Source organism: Yoonia sp. MH D7 (assembly GCF_054439475.1).
Map to the genome: position 1 here is coordinate 2,280,887 of NZ_JBTJCF010000001.1, position 18,453 is coordinate 2,299,339.

An 18,453-nucleotide genomic window follows, 5' to 3' on the forward strand; every position below is an offset into this window, starting at 1 on the left:
TGCTTCCTTTTAAGTGTGCCGCCTCTTACCGCGCTTCGGCGTCAAGGAAAAGGGTTTAGTCGGTGCGATCCTCAGACCACAGATAGGCCAGCAACCCAACCGCGACCATTGCAGCAAACACCCCGAACAAAACCACGTAAGCATCGGAAGGCACATCTGTTTTGGCGTTTGCATAAATCGGACCAGACGCAAATTGCATGACTCCAGCCCCGCCGACGCCAAACAAGTTCATCAAAGTCACACCGCGCCCTGTCAAATGCGGAGGAAAAGAAGCCTTGGCATGAGCAATAATCACTGCAAATGTTGACCCCGAAATACCGATAATCGCCAGCATCAGTGTGCCGAACCAAACTGAATAATCAGGCATGAACATGAGCGCGATCAGGGCCAAAACACCTACACCATTACCCGCCACAATCACCCATTTGCGTGTTCCGAACAGCCGCTCTAACGGACCGAATAAAAAGCTGCCGAAAATCATCGCGACGCCCATCACAAAAGTCACGCGCCCGATTGTAATCACGTCAGCACCAAAAACATCTGCCATATAAGGACCAGCCCAAAGGCCACGCAACCCTGCGGCAGGCGCATAGTTGACCAGCATCAAGGCCATGATCGGCCACATAATTGGCATCTTTAGCAGGTCACGGACCGACCCACGCTCCGTACTGTTCAGCCGCGTAGGGTCACGCACCAAAGCAATCATCAACACGCCAATCAACACCGACGCTGCCGCCAAACCTAAAATGCTCTCACGCCAGCCGAATGTTTCGACTGTCCACGCAAGCGGCGCAGATCCCGCCAGATTGCCCAATGTGCCAACGCCAATCATTGCACCCGCGACACTGCCAAACACCGCCGCTGAATAGGTCCGCGCAAGGATGTAATAAGACGCCATCAGCACAGGCGAACAGCCCACGCCAATCAGCCCCATCGCGATCATCACATGCAGCGGGGTCTGAGCAAAACCAAACGCAATCGCGCCCCCTGCACCACCGAGCAAGAACAACACCGATGCCGTTTTGCGCGGCCCGACACTGTCCAATGCCATGCCCACAGGGATCTGCATCGCAGCAAAGGTCAAAAACCAGATGCCCGATGCGCGCGCCAGATCATCAGCAGATGCACCGATATCAATTTCTAAAATCGGAGCAAGCACAGGCAAAAATGCGCGGTAAAACTGCGACAGCACATAGGCACCAAGCAGCGCCACTAATCCGGTCCTCATCTAAGCCTCCAGTCGATCATGTGACAAAGTCGTGCCACGCAGATGCGTGGTCCGCAATAGAGAACGGCGCAGCAGAGATTTTGCCCCGTGCAGGCGCATTGACCGACGTGATAATCCTAGAAATATTTGCCCTAGCGCAAGATGAACGCATTACACGGAGGCGGCGTCAAAGCTATCTAGGCCAGTCGAATATATAAGCTCCTTCAAAGGTCTTTTATGCATCCACAATTAATGTCTGGCCAAACGTATCACCTGACAGGCAGCGCGGTTGTTTGGCGCACTGTGCGCAGGGCAAAGGACGATTGCATCTGTGCAACGCCGGGCAGTGTGGCGAGATAGCGGCGGTGGATACGCGCGAAATCTTCGGTGTCGCCAGCAACGACTTTGAGCAGGTAATCGGCCGTGCCTGCCATCAAGTGGCATTCTAATACATCGGGCACTTTTGCGACAGCTTTCTCGAAGGCGTCCAGCACTTCGTCGGCTTGACCCGAGAGGGTGATTTCGACAAACACCGTGGTCGGGCGGCCCACTTTGCGCGGGTCTAAAAGGGCCACATAGCCTCGGATAAATCCGTCTTTTTCCAATCGTTGCACCCGTCTGTGGCACGCAGAGGGTGACAGGTTAATCAAGTCTGAGAGGTCGGCGTTGGACATGCGTCCAGAGTTTTGCAGAACCTCAAGGATTCTGTAGTCTATGCTGTCGGGTTCCACTTTGCGCAGGATCCTTCGATGAAATACGGGTCTGATGCAGATTATTGCCACATATTGTCTGATGACCCAACAGTTTGTAGGTGTAATTGCAGCGCTGTGCGCAGATAGTTTTTGGTAATGAAACATCTGGGAGGAGACATTATGCATATCGGATGCCCAAAAGAGATTAAACCGCAAGAATTTCGTGTTGGTATGACGCCCAATGCGGCCCTAGAGGCAGTGCGCGCGGGTCATGTCGTCACCGTCGAGACGCAGGCGGGTATCGGCGCAGGTTTCACGGATGAGGATTATGTTAACGCCGGGGCCGACATTGCGCGCGATGCCGCAGAGATTTTCGCCAGCGCCGATATGATTGTGAAAGTGAAAGAACCCCAACCCGACGAGCGGAAGATGCTGCGCGCGGGGCAGATTTTGTTCACCTATCTGCACCTAGCGCCTGATCCCGAACAGACGGCCGATTTGATCGCGTCTGGCGCGACATGTATTGCCTATGAGACGGTCACAGACACGAATCGCGGCTTGCCGTTGCTTGCACCTATGTCCGAAGTGGCGGGGCGTCTTGCGCCGCAAAGCGGTGCTTGGGCGTTGCAAAAGGCCAATGGGGGCAGCGGTGTTTTACTGGGCGGTGTGCCCGGTGTGCGCCCTGCGAATATCGCCATTATCGGTGGCGGTGTTGTAGGAGCGGCGGCGGCGCGTGTGGCCGTGGGCATGGGTGCAAATGTGACGGTTCTTGACCGCTCTGTGCCGCGTCTGTCGTATCTGGACGACGTATTTATGGGCCGCTTGACGACACAGTTTTCCGATAAAGGGGCCGTCGAAGAGCTGTTGCCGCGCATGGATATGGTGATCGGTGCGGTGCTGGTGCCGGGGGCTGCGGCGCCAAAGTTGATTAGCCGTGCGCAACTGGCGCTGATGAAGCCCGGATCGGTTCTGGTTGACGTGGCGATTGATCAGGGCGGCTGTTTCGAGACCTCGCGCGCCACAACGCACCAAGATCCGATTTATGAGGTGGACGGGATCATTCACTATTGTGTCGCTAATATGCCAGGCGCTGTGGCCCGCACGTCAACGATCGCCCTGGGCAATGCCACAATGCCTTTTGTTATGGCGCTGGCAAACAAGGGCTGGCGGCAGGCCTGCAAGGATGACCCGCATCTATTGAACGGGTTGAATGTGCATGCCGGACACTTGACCTACGATGCTGTCGGCAAGGCGCTTGGCATTGATGCTTTGGCCCCTGCATTGGCATTAGAAATGTAGCGACTTAAAAAGGCCCGCAATTTTCTGCGGGCCTTTTATAAATTTCGTTGAAGGCTATTTCTTTAGCGCGACCAAAATTTCCGCAAGCAGTTCTTCTTGGGTTGGACCTTTTGGCGCTTCTGGTTTGGCTTCTTCTTTTTTCTTCAGGCGGTTCACACCTTTCACCAGCATGAACACAACAAAGGCGATGATCAGGAAGTTGATGACCGCCATCATAAAGCGCCCGTAGGCAAAGACAACGGCGCCTGCTTCTTCTGCGGCTGTGATAGACGGATATTCAACATTGCCCAAAACGGTATACATGCCGCTAAAGTCGACGCCGCCAGTGAACAAACCAATAATCGGATTAATCAGATCCGCAACCAGCGAGCCCACGATGGCCGTAAATGCTGCGCCGACGATGATACCAACGGCCATGTCCATGACATTGCCTTTGGCGATAAATTCTTTGAATTCGTTTAACATATTTAGCCCCTAAGCTTGAAATTCGCGCCCGATCTATCGCCGGATACGCATATGCACGAGTATTAACGTATCGTTTAGGGAAACAAGCGGGTTTTTTTGGGCGATTGTTCCCCGCATTGCGAATAATTTGTCAATGAGACGGATTTCACGCAGGAAGAACGCCATTCAATACGTAATCCAGGATTTCAACGACCTGCGCAGGTGTTTCCACCACAGCAAGCGCTGCTGCATCAATTTCCTTGAGTGGATGCTGGTGGTCAGGCCCGTGCATGACGATCAATGTTTTCCCCAAGGCAGCGGCCATGCCAGCGTCAAACGCGGCGTTCCACTGCTTGTATTTATCGCCGAAGCGCACGACCACGATATCTGCCATTTCAATGCCATGCCGTGTGCGGATTGCATTGAGTTTCGCGCCTTTGTTGTCGTGCCAGAACTTGTTTGGCTCTGCGCCCATAATTGTCACGCCGCAATCGTCAGAGGCAGCGTGATCCGTCACAGGCCCTTCAAATTCAACATCCAGACCAGTGGCCCCCGAGATGATTTCATCGCGCCAGTCGGTATGGATTTCGCCTGAGAGATAGATACTAAGTGTCATGGTATGTCCTTAATCCAAATCGAGCTCGAAGGTGACTTTGTCCCCGTCCTGCCCCGTTTCTATCCAGCCAAGCCGCGCATAGAATGCTTGCGAGTCAGTCATGTCTTTGTGTGTGGTCAGCGTAGCTTGTTTGCAGCCAGCTGCCTGTGCCGCTGTGGTTGCAGTGTCGATCAGGTGTCGCCCTAACCCCTGCCCTTCACCGATCGGATGCACCGCAAGGTTGGCAATAAATGCGTCGCCTTTAGTCAGGCACAATACGATGCCCCCGAGAATAAAGCCCCGATCTTCGGCCACCCAAACGTGGTGGTTTTTGATATCGTCATCCAAGCCTTCCGCGACGGGTGGTAAACCCAAACCCAGTTCGGCATAGGGCGCGTAAGCGGCTGTGATCGCCGCCTTGAGACCGCCCGCATCAGCAAGAGTTGCGGGCCGTATCATCCGCGTAATACGCCGCCTGTCGCTTTATTCACTTTTTCGACGATTTTAGCGCCGACGGCTTCGATGTCTTTGTCTTTCAGCGTGGCCTCTGTGGGTTGTAGGCGCACTGTGATGGCGAGGGATTTCTTGCCATCGCCGAGGCTGCCACCGATGAATTCGTCAAAGACGCGCACATCTGTGATCAGGGCTTTATCCGCTCCTGCCGCCGCGTTGATCAGTGTCAGCGCTTCGATATCGGCGTCGACGACAAAGGCGAAATCGCGTTCAACAGCTTGCAGATCGGTCGCGGTCAAAGCGGGACGTGCGATGACTTTGTTTTTCGGTAGCGGGATATCTTCGGGATATAGCACAAAGCCGACGGCGGGGCCTTTGATGTCCATTTCGCGCAGCACTTTGGGGTGCAATTCGCCAAAGACGCCCATGACTTTTTTCGGACCAAGGCAGATTTTGCCGTGGCGGCCGGGGTGCCACCAGCCTTCAGCGCCGCGCAAAATTTGCACTTTTGCGGGCGCACCGATGGCAGCGAGGATTGCTTCGGCGTCGGCTTTTGCGTCATAAACGTCGACGTTGCGCGAGGTGCCGTGCACGTCTTTGGGGCCGGTTTTGCCGATCAGGATTCCAGCGATCTGAATGTGCTGCTCATTAGGTTCGCCGCCTTGGAAGGCGTGGCCGACCTCGAACAGCGCCATGTCGGCAAAGCCGCGTGCTTGGTTTCGGGCAGCGGCGCGCAGGAGACCCGGAAGCAGGCCCGGGCGCATGTGCGACAAGTCCGCCGAGATCGGGTTTTGCAGCATCGTTGCGTCGTCGCCACCGCCGAAAAGCGTTGCCGCCTCACGGTCGATGAAGCTGTAAGTGACACACTCGTTATAGCCGAGTGCCGCTGCGGTGCGTTTGGCGGTGCTTTGGCGCAATTGCATAGCGGTCAGGATTGGTTTTGGCACGCCTGCAATTCGCGGCAGTGGTACGCCCACGAGTTTGGTCAGTGACGCGATGCGTGCGACTTCTTCAACGAGGTCCGCTTCGCCTTGCACGTCTGGTCGCCAGCTTGGCACGTGGGCCATGTCACCCTCTAAGCGGAAACCGAGTGCGGTCAGGGTTTGGCGCTGCGTCGCTTCGGGGATGTCCATGCCGACCAGAGAAATCACGCGTTTTGCGTCGAGTTTATAGGCGCGGGCGACGTTTGGCACTTTGCCCGCGCTGATGACTTGGGAGGCTTCGCCGCCTGCGTTGTCGACGATCATGCGTACGGCGTGTTCCAACCCTTCGGCGGTGAATACGGGATCGATTCCGCGCTCGAAACGGTAGCGCGCGTCGGAGTTAATTTTTAGCGCGCGGCCTGCATAGGCGATTTGCACGGGGTCCCAATAAGCACTTTCCACAAAGACATTTGTAGTGTCTGCGGTGCAGCCTGTCGCCAGCCCGCCCATGATGCCTGCGATGCTTTGCACGCCGTTGTCATCAGAAATGACCATTTGGCCCGCTTGTAGCGTGTAGGTTTTGTCATCGAGGGCGAGCAGCGTTTCGCCGCCGGTTGCACGGTGAACGCGCAGGTTTCCAGCGACTTTATCTGCATCAAAGACGTGTAGTGGGCGGTTTTGGTCGTAGGTGAAGAAGTTGGTGACGTCGACAAGGAAGGAGATCGGGCGCAACCCGATGGCGCGCAACAGATCTTGCAGCCATGCGGGCGATGGTCCGTTTTTCACGTCTTTGATCAGGCGACCGAAGAAGACGGGTGCGCCGTCGAGCGTGTCGTCATCAATGCTGACTTTGAGGTCGGAGCGGAATGTTGCCTCGATTGGGTCCACGTCGCGGGGCTTCATTTTACCAAGGCCGCGTGCCGCCAGATCGCGCGCAATGCCGCGGACGCCAAGCGCGTCAGGGCGGTTAGGCGTGATTGCGATTTCGATCATGGTGTCGACTTTTGACGGATCATTCTTGGCCAGCCAGTCGATGAAACGCTCACCCACCTCGCCGCTGGGCAGTTCAATGATGCCGTCGTGTTCCTCGGAGAGTTCCAACTCGCGTTCGGAGGCCATCATGCCGTAGCTATCGATGCCACGGATTTTGCCGACGCCGATTGTTGTGTCGATGCCCGGCACATAGACGCCCGGCTTAGCGACAACAACGGTGATACCTTCGCGCGCGTTTGGTGCGCCGCAGATGATCTGCAACTCGCCCTCATCAGTGTCGACTTTGCAGACTTTCAGCTTGTCCGCATCGGGATGCTTTTCGGCGTGTTTGACGTAGCCGAGTGTGAACTCTTTGAGTTTTTCCGCAGGGTTCTCGACACCTTCGACCTCTAGGCCAAGATCAGTGAGCGCGTCCGTGATTTCGTCAACGGAGGCCGTGGTGTCGAGGTGGGCCTTGAGCCAAGAGAGAGTAAATTTCATTTGGAGAGTCCCCCGTGCAGTGTTGGTACGTCGAGCGAGCGGAAGCCATAGTGGCGTAGCCAGCGTACGTCGCTCTCGAAGAAGGCGCGCAGGTCGGGGATGCCGTATTTGAGCATAGCGATGCGGTCGATGCCGACGCCGAAGGCGAAGCCTTGGTAGATGGACGGATCGACGCCTGCGGCTTGCAGCACTTTCGGGTGCACCATGCCGGAGCCGAGGATCTCTAACCAGTCGTCGCCTTCGCCCACTTTGAGTGTGCCACCTTCCCATGAGCACCGGATGTCGACCTCTGCTGAGGGTTCGGTGAAGGGGAAGTGGGAGGCGCGAAAGCGTAGTTCGACGTCGTCGACTTCAAAGAAGGCTTTGACGAATTCTTCGAGCACCCATTTCAGATTAGCCATAGAGATGTCTTTGTCGATGGCTAAGCCTTCGACTTGGTGGAACATCGGTGTGTGGGTTTGGTCGTAGTCGGCGCGGTAGACGCGGCCCGGGCAGATGATGCGGATTGGGGCGCCGTTGGCCTCAAGGCTACGGATTTGCACGGGCGATGTGTGGGTGCGCAACACGTGCGGCGGACGGTCGTCGCCTTCCCCGCGGTGTGTGTAGAAGGTGTCCATCTCGGCGCGTGCGGGGTGGTGACCGGGAATGTTGAGGGCGTCGAAGTTATACCAGTCGCTCTCGATCTGTGGACCCTCGGCGACCGAGAACCCCATGTCGGCGAAGATTGCGGTGACTTCTTCGGTGACTTGGGAAATCGGGTGGATTGTGCCTGCGGGGCGGTCGCGCGCAGGAAGTGTGACGTCGAGCCATTCGGTGCGCAGGCGTGCGTCGAGAGCGGCATCCGAGAGGGCGGATTTCTTGGCGATCAACGCGGCGTTGATCTCGTCTTTCAACGCGTTCAAAGCAGGCCCAGCGGTCTGGCGTTGCTCTGGTGTCATCTTGCCCAGCTCGCGCATTTGCAGCGAGATTTCACCTTTTTTGCCAAGCGCCTGAACGCGCAGATCTTCAAGACCCGCCTCGTCGCCTGAGTTTGCAATCAGCTCAAGATATTTTGATTTCAGATCGGTCATGTCGCGCCTCACACTTATGTTAATGTGGAGTTAGCGAAATGGCGCTGTGGTTGCAAGGTTTGCTGCGGTTTCCCTTTGCTTTACGCGCATTACATTTGAAAAGTGCAAACGGAGGATGACGATGAAAAATTTACTGACAGCGCTGTCGGTTGTGGCCGTGACCGGTTGCAGTGATGTGGCGCAAGCCGAACTGGCGACCCAAAGTGTCGCGGTGTTACAGCAGCCTTGGGCGGTGGCCGCCCTGCCGCAGGGTGGTTTCCTAGTCACGGAAAAAGCGGGCGCATTGCGGTTGATTACGCCAGATGGACGTGTCGAGGGGATTGCAGGTGTGCCTGATGTTGATGCCTCTGGCCAGGTCGGGCTACATGATGTGGCTTTGGCCCCCGACTTTGCGCAATCGGGTGAGGTGTATTTGACATGGGTTGCGGGAGATAATGGCGGCGCACTGCATTTGGGGCGGGGCAAGCTGGACGTGGCCGGATTAAGCCTAACTGGGTTCGAGACACTATGGCGCGCGCAACCGTCGGGTGGCAGCGGGCATCCGGGCGGCATTATTGCGTTTTCACCTGACGGGCATTTGTTTTTGACCACGGGAGAGCGTCAGTTGGGTGATCCTGCGCAGGATTTGGCGGATAGCCGTGGCAAGGTGTTACGATTGACGCGAGATGGCATAGCGGCGTCCGGCAATCCCTTCCCTGACGCGCCAGAAGTGTGGAGTTATGGACATCGCAATGCTTACGGTATGGTGTTTGATGCAAGCGGTGCGCTTTGGTCACACGAGATGGGGCCGCGCGGTGGCGATGAATTCAATAGTATTGTTGTAGGCGAGAATTATGGTTGGCCTGTGGTTTCTGACGGGACGCAGTATAACGGCATGGCGATTCCTGATCATGTCACCCGTCCCGAATTCAAAGCACCGCTACTGGAATGGACGCCAGTGATCGCGCCTGCGGGTATGATTTACTATACAGGCGATGTTTTTGCAGACTGGCAGGGATCGTTTTTGATTGGGGGGTTGGCGTCGCAAGCCTTGGTGCAGGTGGCAGTTGACGGTGATACCGCACGCGAGGTCGCACGTTGGAACATGGGTGCGAGAATCAGGGACGTGGTCGCGGATGCGCAGGGGAATATCTATGTTCTGGAGGATGGCGCAGATGCGCAGTTGTTGCGGCTGACGCAGTAAGACGAAGATGTCGCGCTTCAAACAAAAAGGCCGCCCTGTTTCCAGAGCGGCCTTTCAAATCTAAATGTGCTGCGGCTTACGCCAGAGCTGCCTTGGCTTTGCCGACGATTGTCGCAAAGGCTTCTGGCTCGTTCACGGCCAGATCGGCCAGAACTTTACGGTCTACTTCGATGCCCGCAAGCATCAAGCCGTTGATGAACTTGGAATAGTTCAGTGTTTCGTCAATCGCACGAACACCCGCGTTGATCCGTTGGATCCACAACGCACGGAAGTTCCGCTTGCGGTTGTGACGGTCGCGTGTTGCGTATTGATTTGCTTTTTCGACAGCCTGCTTCGCGACCTTGAAGGTCTTGGAGCGGCGATCGTAATAACCTTTTGCAGCGTCGAGAACTTTCTTGTGACGACGATGAGTGACTGTACCACCTTTAACGCGCATATCAAATTCTCCTTATCGTGCGTATGGCATCATGCCCTTGATGATTTTCGCATCAGGAGCTGAAAGAATTGTCGTGCCGCGTGCGTCACGTATGAATTTGTTAGAGCGTTTGATCATGCCGTGCTGTTTGCCCGCTTGACCCGCTTTGACTTTGCCGGAGGCTGTCATTTTGAACCGCTTTTTGCAGCTCGATTTTGTCTTCATCTTAGGCATTTCCGTCTCCTCTTTTGAGTTTCGGTCGTACGCGCGACTCGGCATGCCAGATGGCCGGACGCGCGGGTTGAATGTGTCATCTAAGCGGAATCATTTTGAGGTGCAAGGGGTATTAGCCCAGATAACGCCCCACAACCTTAGCAAATACGTCAGGGACAGTTTCGAACGTATAAGCATTGGGTCGCTCGTTAATCGCGTATGCCGCCATGGCGAACCCGATCATAAGAATCAAAGCAGGATAGCGTGGCGTGCGTCCGTCAGAAAACGCGCTAACAATTGCAGGGATGGAAAAGACTGTGATGACACAGCCTAATACAAACAACAGGTCTAAATCCATAATACTGGCCCTCAAGTCACGTTTTGGGAACCTTACTCTGGATCAGCGGCATAAATCAAATTTTCCGCGCAGGGTGCGACGCGCAAAATGTTTGTAGAGCCAGGTGTATTGAACGGTACACCTGCGGTCACGACGATCATGTCGGTCTCATTGGCCACTTCCAGTTTCAACGAGGCACGAACCGCCGCGATCACAGCTGTTTTAAATCGATCAACAGGCCCTACGACCACGCAATTGGTTCCCCACGTCAGGCAAAGCCTACGCGCAGTCGTCATGTAGCTGGTCAACGCAATGATCGGCACCCGTGGCCGTTCGCGCGCAACCAGCAGGGCCGTTGTGCCTGATTGTGAAAAGCAGCAAATTGCCTTCACATCAGCGGTTTCTGCGATTTCACGGGCAGCAGAGACGATGCCGTCTGCCACGGTTGTGCGATTGACCTTGCGCGAGGCCTCGATGATTTCGGTGTAGGTAGGGTCGGCTTCAACTTCGCCTGCTACGTTGTTCATTGTGGTGACCGCTTCAATCGGGAACGAACCTGCCGCGGATTCGGCGGACAACATAATCGCATCTGCGCCCTCGTAGATTGCGGTCGCCACGTCGGAAACTTCGGCGCGCGTTGGCATCGGGCTGTCGATCATGGATTCAAGCATCTGTGTCGCGACGATCACAGGTTTCGCAGCCGAGCGGCATTTGCGGATCAACTGTTTCTGGATCGGCGGCACATTCTGCACAGGTAGCTCCACGCCAAGGTCGCCGCGCGCCACCATGATGCCGTCGGATACGGCAAGGATTTCGTCAAAGAACGTGACCGCACTTGGCTTTTCGATCTTAGACAGGATCGCGGCGCGGCCTTTTGCCAATGCGCGCGCCTCGTTCACGTCAGCGGCACGTTGCACAAAGGAGAGCGCCAGCCAGTCAACGCCAAGATCGCAGACAAAATCCAGATCTTTACGGTCTTTTTCAGACAGAGCCGCAAGCGGCAGGATCACGTCTGGCACGTTTACGCCTTTGCGGTTGGAGATCGTGCCGCCCACCAGCACTTCACAATCGGCAAAGTCGGCGCCGCAATCTTTGACCCGCAGTTTGATTTTACCGTCATTGACCAGCAGATGCGCGCCCGGTTCCAGCGCGTCGAAAATTTCTTTATGCGGTAGTTGCACGCGGTTCACATCACCCTTGGCCTTATCGAGGTCGAGCCGGAAGGACGCGCCAACGACCAGATCTTCGCCCTCATCTTTTGCAAAAACGCCAACGCGCAGTTTTGGCCCCTGAAGATCGGCGAGAATTCCAATAGGGCTGTCGAGATCTTCTTCGACCTGACGGATGATAGCATGGCGGATGCGGATTTCTTCGTGATCACCGTGACTCATATTCAGACGAAACACATCGGCCCCTGCCTCGTGCAGTGCGCGGATCATTGCGTAGTCATTGGATGCCGGACCAAGAGTGGCGACGATCTTTACATTGCGGTGGCGTCTCATGAATATTCCCTTTCAAGCGGACAAATGTGCGAGCGTTAGCGGTAACGCAGGCCTTTGGGGTCTTATTGCGCAATTCCAATCGCATCACAACTATTCTAGTGAGGGTGCAAACAAAATGGCAGGATATCATGACTAAGAGCAGTTTCGAAATCGAGGGCGCAGAACGTGCGGGTCGCTGGTTGTTGACCTGCGACCATGCGACGAACCGCGTACCTGAATGGGTGAATGGTGGCGATCTGGGATTGGACCCTGCGGACATGCAGCGCCACATTGCCTATGATGTTGGAGCAGCCGGCCTGACGCGTATTCTAGCGCAGCACCTGCATAGCCCCGCGGTATTATCGAACTTTTCACGTTTGGTGATTGATCCCAATCGCGGCGAAGCGGACCCGACCCTGTTAATGCAGCTCTATGACGGCACGATTATTCCAGCCAATCGCCACGCAGGTGATGCAGAGCGCGAGAAGCGGTTAAACCTGCTGTATCGTCCCTATCACGATGCATATGCGGGATTGGCTGACCGCCGGAGTGATGTGGTGATCTGTGCCGTCCACAGTTTCACACCGCAATTGAAGGGGCGCGGTTTGCGACCTTGGGAGGTTGGTGTGCTATATGCGCATGACGATCGTCTGGCGCAGGTTTTTATTGCGCTCTGTGCGGCCCAAGGCTGGTGTGTCGGCGATAACGAACCATACAAAGGCCATTTGCCTGGCGATAGTGTTGACCGCCATGCATTGCGTGCGGGACGCCCGAACGTATTGATCGAGCTACGCAACGACTTGATTGCCGACGCAGCAGGTCAGGCCTTGTGGGCAGAGCGGCTTGCCCCCATCTTGGCAGAAACACTTGCCCGATCAGGCCTGTAAAGGAGAAATACTATGGACGCCCAAACACAAATCGAAATTGAAGCTGCTGCCTTTCGTCGCTTGCAAAAGCACCTGCAAGAGGACCGCACCGATGTACAAAATATCGACATGATGAATCTGACCGGATTTTGCCGGAACTGCCTGTCGCGTTGGTATCAAGAGGCCGCAAACGAGCGCGGTATCGAAATGGACAAGGAACAGGGCCGCGCGGCATTTTACGGGATGCCGTTTGCTGACTGGAAGGCCAAATATCAGGTCGAAGCGAGTGCGCAAACGCAGGCCGCTTTTGATGAAACCCACCCGAAGCCATAATTTAACCCAAAGTTAACAGTTTATTACAAACAGACTGTCGATGAATTGGAAGCAATGGCCCGCTTGTGCATTTTTTAGAGTCGGAATTCTTGTTAATCGTTAGGTTTTTTTGACATTTTTATGACCGTAACGAATAATTAATCCCATCTGCAGCGGCGAATCACGCGGTGACTATTTTGGCGCTGTTGGGTTAAGTGTTTTCAGTCGATTTTGGCGACGATGATGAGACCGATAGCGAAGAAGGTGACGAGAACCCAACACCTGAGGGCGGCAACAACTATTTGCAGTTTGCCACGGAAGATGACGTAGCCGCAGGCAGTGGTTCGCATATCGAGCTAGAAGGCGTACCGATTATGTACCTTGTCGGAGTTACAGCCGCACAGGCGCAGGCAGCAGATATTACGCTAGTGCCAAGCTAAACCAGATTTACAGATACGAAAAAGGGCCACTAGATCACTCTAGCGGCCCTTTTTTGTTGTCTGGGTTGTTATTAGATGGCGACTTTACGGCTTTCTTCCAGATAGATTTCACGCAGGCGTGTGGCGATAGGGCCGACTGCGCCTGTGCCAATTGCCGCCCCGTCAATTTCGACCACGGGCATCACAAAAGTAGAGGCCGAGGTGATAAACGCCTCATTCGCCTCTTTCGCCTCTGCGATGGTGAAACTACGTTCTTCCACGGTCATTTGCGCCTCGCGAGCAAAGCGAAGAACCGCGGCGCGCGTGATGCCGTGCAGGATCTCATTGCCCAGGTGGCGCGTGATGATTGCGTTGCCTTTCACAATATAGGCGTTGTTGGATGTGCCTTCGGTTACGGCGCCATCCTCGACCATCCATGCGTCATCGCAGCCTGCGGCTTTCGCCATCATCTTGCCCATCGACGGGTAGAGCAGTTGCACGGTTTTAATGTCGCGACGTGCCCAGCGCTGGTCTTCGATTGAGATCACTTTGATCCCTTTTTTAGCCACAGGGTTGTCGGCTAGATTTGGTTTATTTTGGGTGAAAAGCACGATGGTTTGTGGCGTGTCCGCAGGCGGGTAGGCAAAATCGCGGTCATCGGGCGCGCCGCGGGTGATTTGCAAATAGATCATGCCTTGGTCGATCTCGTTAGCGCGGATCAGTTCGCGGTGCACTTCCAGCAGGTCGTCCTTGCTGATCGGGTTGCCCATGCCGAGTTCGGACAAGGACCGTGCAAGGCGAACCGCGTGCCCGTCAAAGTCGATCAGTTTACCGTCAAGAACCGTGGTCACTTCGTAGACGCCGTCGGCCATCAGAAAACCCCGATCAAAGATCGAAACTTTGGCTTCATTCTCGGGCAGGTAGTCGCCGTTTAGGTAGACAGTGCGCATAGGATTATCCCCATAGGGCCGGGGTCGGTGCGTGGACGCCAGCGTCATCAAAAATCAGTGGTGCTTCGCGGTCTTGTGCCAGAAGCAGCGGCCCGTCAAGGTCTGTGAACGCCACACCCTGCGCAAGAATTGTCGCAGGAGCCATAGCAAGCGACGATCCGACCATGCAGCCGACCATGACGGCGTAGTCTTTCGCAATGGCCGCGTCTTTGAGCAAGAGTGCCTCGGTTAGCCCGCCGGTCTTGTCGAGCTTGATGTTGACCATGTCGTATTTGCCTTTGAGCTTGGGCAAGGAGCTGCGGTCGTGGCAAGATTCATCGGCGCAAACGGGCAGTGGTCGTGCAATTTCGGACAGCATATCATCACTGCCAGCGGGCAAGGGTTGTTCGACCATCTTCACGCCGAGCCGGATCAAATGTGGCGCGAGGTCGGCGTAGATATCTGCGGTCCAGCCCTCGTTTGCGTCCACGATGATGTCAGATTTTGTAGCACCTCTGCGCACCGCCTCAAGGCGGGCCATGTCGTCGGGGGTCCCAAGCTTGATTTTGAGCAATGGGCGGGATGCGTTTTTGGCGGCTTGGGCTTGCATCGCTTCGGGTGTGTCGAGTGAAAGCGTAAAAGCGGTGATTTCAGGGCGCGGAGCTGGCAGGTTTATCAGATCCCAAACGCGGCATCCCGCTTGTTTCGCGGCCAAGTCCCACAGCGCACAGTCGACGGCGTTGCGCGCCGCCCCTGCGGGCAAAAGGTTTTGTAGCGCCTCGCGTGTGATGTCGGCGGGTAAGCTGTTGATCTCTGCCGTGACACTTTCCAGCGTCTCGTTATACCGCGCATAAGGCACACATTCGCCCCATCCCTGATGTGTGCCGTCGGTGATTCTCACGGTCAGCACATCGGCCTGCGTACGCGAGCCACGGCTGATCCTGAACACCTGTGCGAGCTGAAAACTATCAGCCGTGACGTCGATTTTCATATGTCTATCCCTTGGTTACGCGCAACTTAGATTTCTGCGAGCGCATCTACAAGACGCCCCGCGCCTTGGCGGAACGGATCAATAGCGGGTAGGCCCATTTGTGTCTCGACCTCTGCAAGGTAGGCCTCGAACCTTTCAGCTGGAATGTGCTGTGTGTTGATCGAAATACCGATAACTTTGGCGTTTACATTCACCATTCGGGCCATTTGCAGCGAGAGATCTCGCAACGCCTCAAGGGTTGGCAATGTATAGTCGGGCAACCCTCGCATGTGTTTACGTGTAGGCTCGTGGCACAACACAAGCGCATCGGGTTGGCCGCCGTGGATCAGCGCGAGGGTCACACCCGAGTAGGATGCATGAAACAGGCTTCCCTGCCCTTCGATGTGATCCCAATGATCTGTGTCATTGTCAGGTGTCAGGTATTCGACCGCGCCCGACATGAAGTCGGCGATCACCGCATCAAGCGGCACGCCCCCGCCTGTGATCAGGATGCCGGTTTGGCCCGTGGGGCGGAATGTAGATTTCATATCGCGCGCTTGCATCTCGTAATCCATCGCAAGGCCAGTATACATTTTGCCGACCGAACAATCGGTGCCGACAGCAAGGCACCGCTTGCCCGTGCGTTTGACGCCATTCGCAATCGGGTAGGCTACCGACGGGATGCGCACATCAAACAACGTCCGCCCGTTGACGCGGGCTGCCGCCATCAGATCGTTTTCGTCGCGTAACAAGTTGTGCAGGCCAGAGGCGATATCAAAACCCATCTTCAACGCATCGACGAGGATTTCTTTCCAAGCCGCAGAAATCACGCCGCCACGGTTTGCAACACCGATCACAAGCGTTTTTGCGCCGGCGTCTTTTGCCTCTTGTAACGTCATGTCACTCAGTCCGACATCCGCACCACAATTTTCCATGCGAAACTGACCTACGGCATTTTCAGGACGCCAGTCTTTGATCCCTTGCGCCACTTTGGCGGCAAGTTGGTCCGGCGCGTCGCCGAGAAACAAAAGGTAAGGGGTCTGGATCATTTGGCAGCTCCGATTGAGATTATGAATTAAGCAGGAGGATCGCGCGTCAGCTATGCAATGTCTTCGCTATTTCCACGTTCCGGAAGCAATTAAATAGAAGATTATTCTATATCTATGGTATTTTATCGAATTTTATTGCTTGGTTTTTACTCGATGAGTCAGAACTCATTGCGAAAATGAAAAACCCGAACGTAAACGCCCGGGTTCCTCGACGACTTGGGAGGGTCGTTTTAGCCTTTGGAGAACTCTGGATAGGCTTCCATGCCCATTTCAGATTGATCCAAACCTCTGATCTCTGCTTCTTCGGACACACGGATTCCCATCACCGCTTTCAAGATCATAAAGCCGATCAAAGAAGCGATGAAGACAAAGATGCCGATAGATGCAAAGCCGATGAACTGCGTTACAAAGCTGGTGCCACTCGCGTAGACGGGAACAACCATTGTGCCCCAGAACCCTGCCATCAGGTGAACAGGGATCGCCCCGACCACATCATCAATCTTCAGACGATCAAGGAATGGTACAGCAAATACAACGATGATACCGCCCACTGCACCGATCCAAACAGCACCAAAGATCGACGGATCAAGCGGGCCTGCAGTGATGGAGACCAGACCGGCGAGTGCGCCGTTCAGTACCATTGTCAGGTCAACCTTTTTATAAAGCAACTGTGTGGTGACCATCGCGGCGATCGCACCTGCGGCGGCGGCCATGTTAGTGTTTGCAAAGATGCGACCAACGTCAGTGATATCGCCAACAGTCCCGGCAGCAAGTTGCGACCCACCGTTAAAGCCGAACCAGCCAAGCCACAGAATGAATGTCCCCAAGGTGGCAAGCGCAAGGTTGGAACCCGGCATCGGGATCACGCGGCCATCTTTGTATTTGCCGATCCGTGCGCCCAGAACCAGAACACCTGCAAGCGCTGCAAAACCACCAGCGGCATGAACGAGAGTGGAGCCTGCGAAGTCAGAGAAACCCATCTCGTCCAACCAGCCGCCGCCCCATTTCCAAGATGCCTCAATCGGGTAGATCAACCCTGTCAGCACGACAACAAAGATCAGGAAAGGCCATAGTTTAATGCGCTCGGCCAATGTGCCTGACACGATCGATGCGGTTGTTGCGCAGAACATCAACTGAAAGAAGAAGTCGGATGCTACAGACGCGTAATCAAGTGATGCCTCTGCTGCACTTAGCCCGACTGGTTCAAGAACGGTTGGTGAAAAACTGCCAAGGAGACCCGGAATGATCCATGCGTCGCCTGGGTACATCAGGTTAAAACCGACCAGCCAATACATCAGCGAGGCCAGCGAAAAGAGCGCAATGTTTTTGGTCAACTGCGTCGTCACGTTTTTGGAGCGGACCAACCCTGCTTCCAGCATGGCGAACCCTGCCGCCATCCAGAACACCAAGAAACCACCGATCAGGAACAACATCGTTGTCATGATATAGTGGCCGATTTCGTCAAATGTAGGCGCGGCGTCTTGCGCCAGCACCAGTGTCGGAAGGAACGAGATCGCCCCGCCAAAAAGAAGTGTCTTTGTAAGTTTCATTTTTCTATCCTCGTGTCGCTTAGATCGCGTCATCGTTTGTCTCGCCGGTCCGCACGCGTATTGCGCCTTCAACGTCGAGTATGAAGATTTTGCCGTCCCCGATTTTGCCGGTTTGTGCGGTTTTTGCGATGGTGCTGGCGACCTGATCGGCCATGTTATCGGCCACCACGATCTCTAGTTTCACCTTGGGTACGAAATTCACGGCGTATTCCGCGCCGCGGTAAATTTCGGTATGGCCTGACTGTGTGCCGAAGCCTTTGACTTCCGACACCATCATGCCGCGCACGCCGATAGTGGTCAGCGCTTCGCGGACCTCTTCCAACTTGAACGGCTTGATTGTTGCAATGATCAGTTTCACGATCTTCCCCTTATCTTTTTCCCCACTAACCCTGTGTTGGCTCAGGTAGCTTGGGATTAGAAAAGGCTTACCGTGCAGGTGCAGCAATGAATTTTAGTGTGATTATATTGCAAAATACGAAACACTTGCACAATTCTTGCACAAACGGAGTTATATGCCTTCTTTTTAGGCACGATCTAAATGCACCAATCAGCAATCTCTCGCTAAACAATCGG

General features: G+C 55.1%; 21 protein-coding genes. 5 read left to right on the plus strand and 16 right to left on the minus strand.

The window, feature by feature from the left end; all coding sequences use genetic code 11:
- Positions 1-55: 55 nt before the first annotated feature.
- Entirely contained in the window at positions 56-1,228 is a 1,173-nt protein-coding gene (locus ACXLHR_RS11210) for an MFS transporter (RefSeq protein ID WP_458791517.1), read from the minus strand.
- A 248-nt stretch (positions 1,229-1,476) separates the two neighbouring features.
- Positions 1,477-1,938, minus strand: a complete 462-nt coding sequence (locus ACXLHR_RS11215) for an Lrp/AsnC family transcriptional regulator (protein ID WP_458791518.1) — start codon at positions 1,936-1,938, stop codon at positions 1,477-1,479.
- A 141-nt stretch (positions 1,939-2,079) separates the two neighbouring features.
- Here ACXLHR_RS11215 and ald point away from each other — a divergent pair, with 141 nt between their 5' ends.
- Positions 2,080-3,198, plus strand: a complete 1,119-nt coding sequence (gene ald / locus ACXLHR_RS11220) for an alanine dehydrogenase (protein ID WP_458791519.1) — start codon at positions 2,080-2,082, stop codon at positions 3,196-3,198.
- Positions 3,199-3,252: 54 nt separating this feature from the next.
- Here ald and mscL read toward each other — a convergent pair whose 3' ends face one another.
- The 5 genes from mscL to pheS form a co-directional block, all read right to left on the minus strand.
- The gene (gene mscL / locus ACXLHR_RS11225) at positions 3,253-3,663 is read right to left on the minus strand and encodes a large conductance mechanosensitive channel protein MscL (protein ID WP_458791520.1); all 411 of its coding nucleotides are present in this window, start codon (positions 3,661-3,663) and stop codon (positions 3,253-3,255) included.
- Positions 3,664-3,808: 145 nt separating this feature from the next.
- Complete coding sequence (locus ACXLHR_RS11230; protein ID WP_458791521.1) at positions 3,809-4,258, minus strand: YtoQ family protein; 450 nt, start codon at positions 4,256-4,258, stop codon at positions 3,809-3,811.
- Positions 4,259-4,267: 9 nt separating this feature from the next.
- Positions 4,268-4,696 carry a GNAT family N-acetyltransferase gene (locus ACXLHR_RS11235; RefSeq protein ID WP_458791522.1) on the minus strand — a complete coding sequence of 143 codons (429 nt, stop codon included), beginning with the start codon at positions 4,694-4,696 and terminating at the stop codon, positions 4,268-4,270.
- Entirely contained in the window at positions 4,693-7,086 is a 2,394-nt protein-coding gene (gene pheT, locus ACXLHR_RS11240) for a phenylalanine--tRNA ligase subunit beta (RefSeq protein ID WP_458791523.1), read from the minus strand. Before pheT ends, ACXLHR_RS11235 begins: the two co-directional genes overlap by 4 nt.
- A complete protein-coding gene (pheS, locus tag ACXLHR_RS11245) occupies positions 7,083-8,156 on the minus strand; it encodes a phenylalanine--tRNA ligase subunit alpha (protein WP_458791524.1) in 1,074 nt (357 codons plus the stop codon). Before pheS ends, pheT begins: the two co-directional genes overlap by 4 nt.
- Positions 8,157-8,277: 121 nt before the next feature.
- On the opposite strand from pheS, the gene ACXLHR_RS11250 reads away from it, so the two are divergent.
- Positions 8,278-9,339, plus strand: a complete 1,062-nt coding sequence (locus ACXLHR_RS11250; RefSeq protein ID WP_458791525.1) for a PQQ-dependent sugar dehydrogenase — start codon at positions 8,278-8,280, stop codon at positions 9,337-9,339.
- A 76-nt stretch (positions 9,340-9,415) separates the two neighbouring features.
- On the opposite strand, the gene rplT is transcribed toward ACXLHR_RS11250, so the two are convergent.
- The 4 genes from rplT to pyk form a co-directional block, all read right to left on the minus strand.
- Entirely contained in the window at positions 9,416-9,775 is a 360-nt protein-coding gene (rplT, locus tag ACXLHR_RS11255; protein WP_458791526.1) for a 50S ribosomal protein L20, read from the minus strand.
- A gap of 12 nt (positions 9,776-9,787) precedes the next feature.
- Positions 9,788-9,988: a 50S ribosomal protein L35 gene (gene rpmI, locus ACXLHR_RS11260; RefSeq protein WP_458791527.1), complete on the minus strand. Its 201-nt coding sequence runs from the start codon at positions 9,986-9,988 to the stop codon at positions 9,788-9,790.
- A 112-nt stretch (positions 9,989-10,100) separates the two neighbouring features.
- Positions 10,101-10,325, minus strand: coding sequence for a hypothetical protein (locus ACXLHR_RS11265; RefSeq protein ID WP_458791528.1), 225 nt, complete (start codon positions 10,323-10,325; stop codon positions 10,101-10,103).
- 32 nt (positions 10,326-10,357) lie between these two features.
- Complete coding sequence (gene pyk / locus ACXLHR_RS11270; protein ID WP_458791529.1) at positions 10,358-11,806, minus strand: pyruvate kinase; 1,449 nt, start codon at positions 11,804-11,806, stop codon at positions 10,358-10,360.
- Between the two features lie 128 nt (positions 11,807-11,934).
- Here pyk and ACXLHR_RS11275 point away from each other — a divergent pair, with 128 nt between their 5' ends.
- The 3 genes from ACXLHR_RS11275 to ACXLHR_RS11285 all read left to right on the plus strand — a co-directional run bounded on the left by ACXLHR_RS11275 (position 11,935) and on the right by ACXLHR_RS11285 (position 13,403).
- Positions 11,935-12,672, plus strand: a complete 738-nt coding sequence (locus ACXLHR_RS11275; RefSeq protein ID WP_458791530.1) for an N-formylglutamate amidohydrolase — start codon at positions 11,935-11,937, stop codon at positions 12,670-12,672.
- A gap of 12 nt (positions 12,673-12,684) precedes the next feature.
- Positions 12,685-12,984, plus strand: coding sequence for a DUF1244 domain-containing protein (locus ACXLHR_RS11280; protein ID WP_458791531.1), 300 nt, complete (start codon positions 12,685-12,687; stop codon positions 12,982-12,984).
- A gap of 194 nt (positions 12,985-13,178) precedes the next feature.
- The gene (locus tag ACXLHR_RS11285; RefSeq protein ID WP_458791532.1) at positions 13,179-13,403 is read left to right on the plus strand and encodes a hypothetical protein; all 225 of its coding nucleotides are present in this window, start codon (positions 13,179-13,181) and stop codon (positions 13,401-13,403) included.
- A gap of 71 nt (positions 13,404-13,474) precedes the next feature.
- Here the strand turns inward: ACXLHR_RS11285 and ACXLHR_RS11290 are convergent, their stop codons facing one another.
- The 5 genes from ACXLHR_RS11290 to ACXLHR_RS11310 form a co-directional block, all read right to left on the minus strand.
- Positions 13,475-14,332 (minus strand): D-amino-acid transaminase, encoded by an 858-nt coding sequence (locus tag ACXLHR_RS11290; RefSeq protein ID WP_458791533.1) that lies wholly within the window; start codon positions 14,330-14,332, stop codon positions 13,475-13,477.
- Positions 14,333-14,336: 4 nt separating this feature from the next.
- Positions 14,337-15,302, minus strand: coding sequence for an N-acetyl-D-Glu racemase DgcA (gene dgcA / locus ACXLHR_RS11295; protein WP_458791534.1), 966 nt, complete (start codon positions 15,300-15,302; stop codon positions 14,337-14,339).
- Between the two features lie 26 nt (positions 15,303-15,328).
- Positions 15,329-16,330 (minus strand): N-acetyltransferase DgcN, encoded by a 1,002-nt coding sequence (dgcN, locus tag ACXLHR_RS11300; RefSeq protein ID WP_458791535.1) that lies wholly within the window; start codon positions 16,328-16,330, stop codon positions 15,329-15,331.
- 230 nt (positions 16,331-16,560) lie between these two features.
- Positions 16,561-17,880 (minus strand): ammonium transporter, encoded by a 1,320-nt coding sequence (locus tag ACXLHR_RS11305; protein ID WP_458791536.1) that lies wholly within the window; start codon positions 17,878-17,880, stop codon positions 16,561-16,563.
- Between the two features lie 19 nt (positions 17,881-17,899).
- Complete coding sequence (locus ACXLHR_RS11310; protein ID WP_458791537.1) at positions 17,900-18,238, minus strand: P-II family nitrogen regulator; 339 nt, start codon at positions 18,236-18,238, stop codon at positions 17,900-17,902.
- Between the last annotated feature and the right edge of the window lie 215 nt (positions 18,239-18,453).

Bases quoted from the DNA above. Each gene is read 5' to 3' on its own strand.
- ACXLHR_RS11265 (WP_458791528.1), bottom strand. From the start codon at position 10,325: ATGGATTTAGACCTGTTGTTTGTATTAGGCTGTGTCATCACAGTCTTT.
- dgcA (WP_458791534.1), bottom strand. From the start codon at position 15,302: ATGAAAATCGACGTCACGGCTGATAGTTTTCAGCTCGCACAGGTGTTC.
- rplT (WP_458791526.1), bottom strand. From the start codon at position 9,775: ATGCGCGTTAAAGGTGGTACAGTCACTCATCGTCGTCACAAGAAAGTT.
- ACXLHR_RS11250 (WP_458791525.1), top strand. From the start codon at position 8,278: ATGAAAAATTTACTGACAGCGCTGTCGGTTGTGGCCGTGACCGGTTGC.
- dgcN (WP_458791535.1), bottom strand. From the start codon at position 16,330: ATGATCCAGACCCCTTACCTTTTGTTTCTCGGCGACGCGCCGGACCAA.
- pheS (WP_458791524.1), bottom strand. From the start codon at position 8,156: ATGACCGATCTGAAATCAAAATATCTTGAGCTGATTGCAAACTCAGGC.
- pyk (WP_458791529.1), bottom strand. From the start codon at position 11,806: ATGAGACGCCACCGCAATGTAAAGATCGTCGCCACTCTTGGTCCGGCA.
- mscL (WP_458791520.1), bottom strand. From the start codon at position 3,663: ATGTTAAACGAATTCAAAGAATTTATCGCCAAAGGCAATGTCATGGAC.
- rpmI (WP_458791527.1), bottom strand. From the start codon at position 9,988: ATGCCTAAGATGAAGACAAAATCGAGCTGCAAAAAGCGGTTCAAAATG.
- pheT (WP_458791523.1), bottom strand. From the start codon at position 7,086: ATGAAATTTACTCTCTCTTGGCTCAAGGCCCACCTCGACACCACGGCC.
- ald (WP_458791519.1), top strand. From the start codon at position 2,080: ATGCATATCGGATGCCCAAAAGAGATTAAACCGCAAGAATTTCGTGTT.
- ACXLHR_RS11275 (WP_458791530.1), top strand. From the start codon at position 11,935: ATGACTAAGAGCAGTTTCGAAATCGAGGGCGCAGAACGTGCGGGTCGC.
- ACXLHR_RS11280 (WP_458791531.1), top strand. From the start codon at position 12,685: ATGGACGCCCAAACACAAATCGAAATTGAAGCTGCTGCCTTTCGTCGC.
- ACXLHR_RS11305 (WP_458791536.1), bottom strand. From the start codon at position 17,880: ATGAAACTTACAAAGACACTTCTTTTTGGCGGGGCGATCTCGTTCCTT.
- ACXLHR_RS11210 (WP_458791517.1), bottom strand. From the start codon at position 1,228: ATGAGGACCGGATTAGTGGCGCTGCTTGGTGCCTATGTGCTGTCGCAG.
- ACXLHR_RS11290 (WP_458791533.1), bottom strand. From the start codon at position 14,332: ATGCGCACTGTCTACCTAAACGGCGACTACCTGCCCGAGAATGAAGCC.
- ACXLHR_RS11235 (WP_458791522.1), bottom strand. From the start codon at position 4,696: ATGATACGGCCCGCAACTCTTGCTGATGCGGGCGGTCTCAAGGCGGCG.
- ACXLHR_RS11230 (WP_458791521.1), bottom strand. From the start codon at position 4,258: ATGACACTTAGTATCTATCTCTCAGGCGAAATCCATACCGACTGGCGC.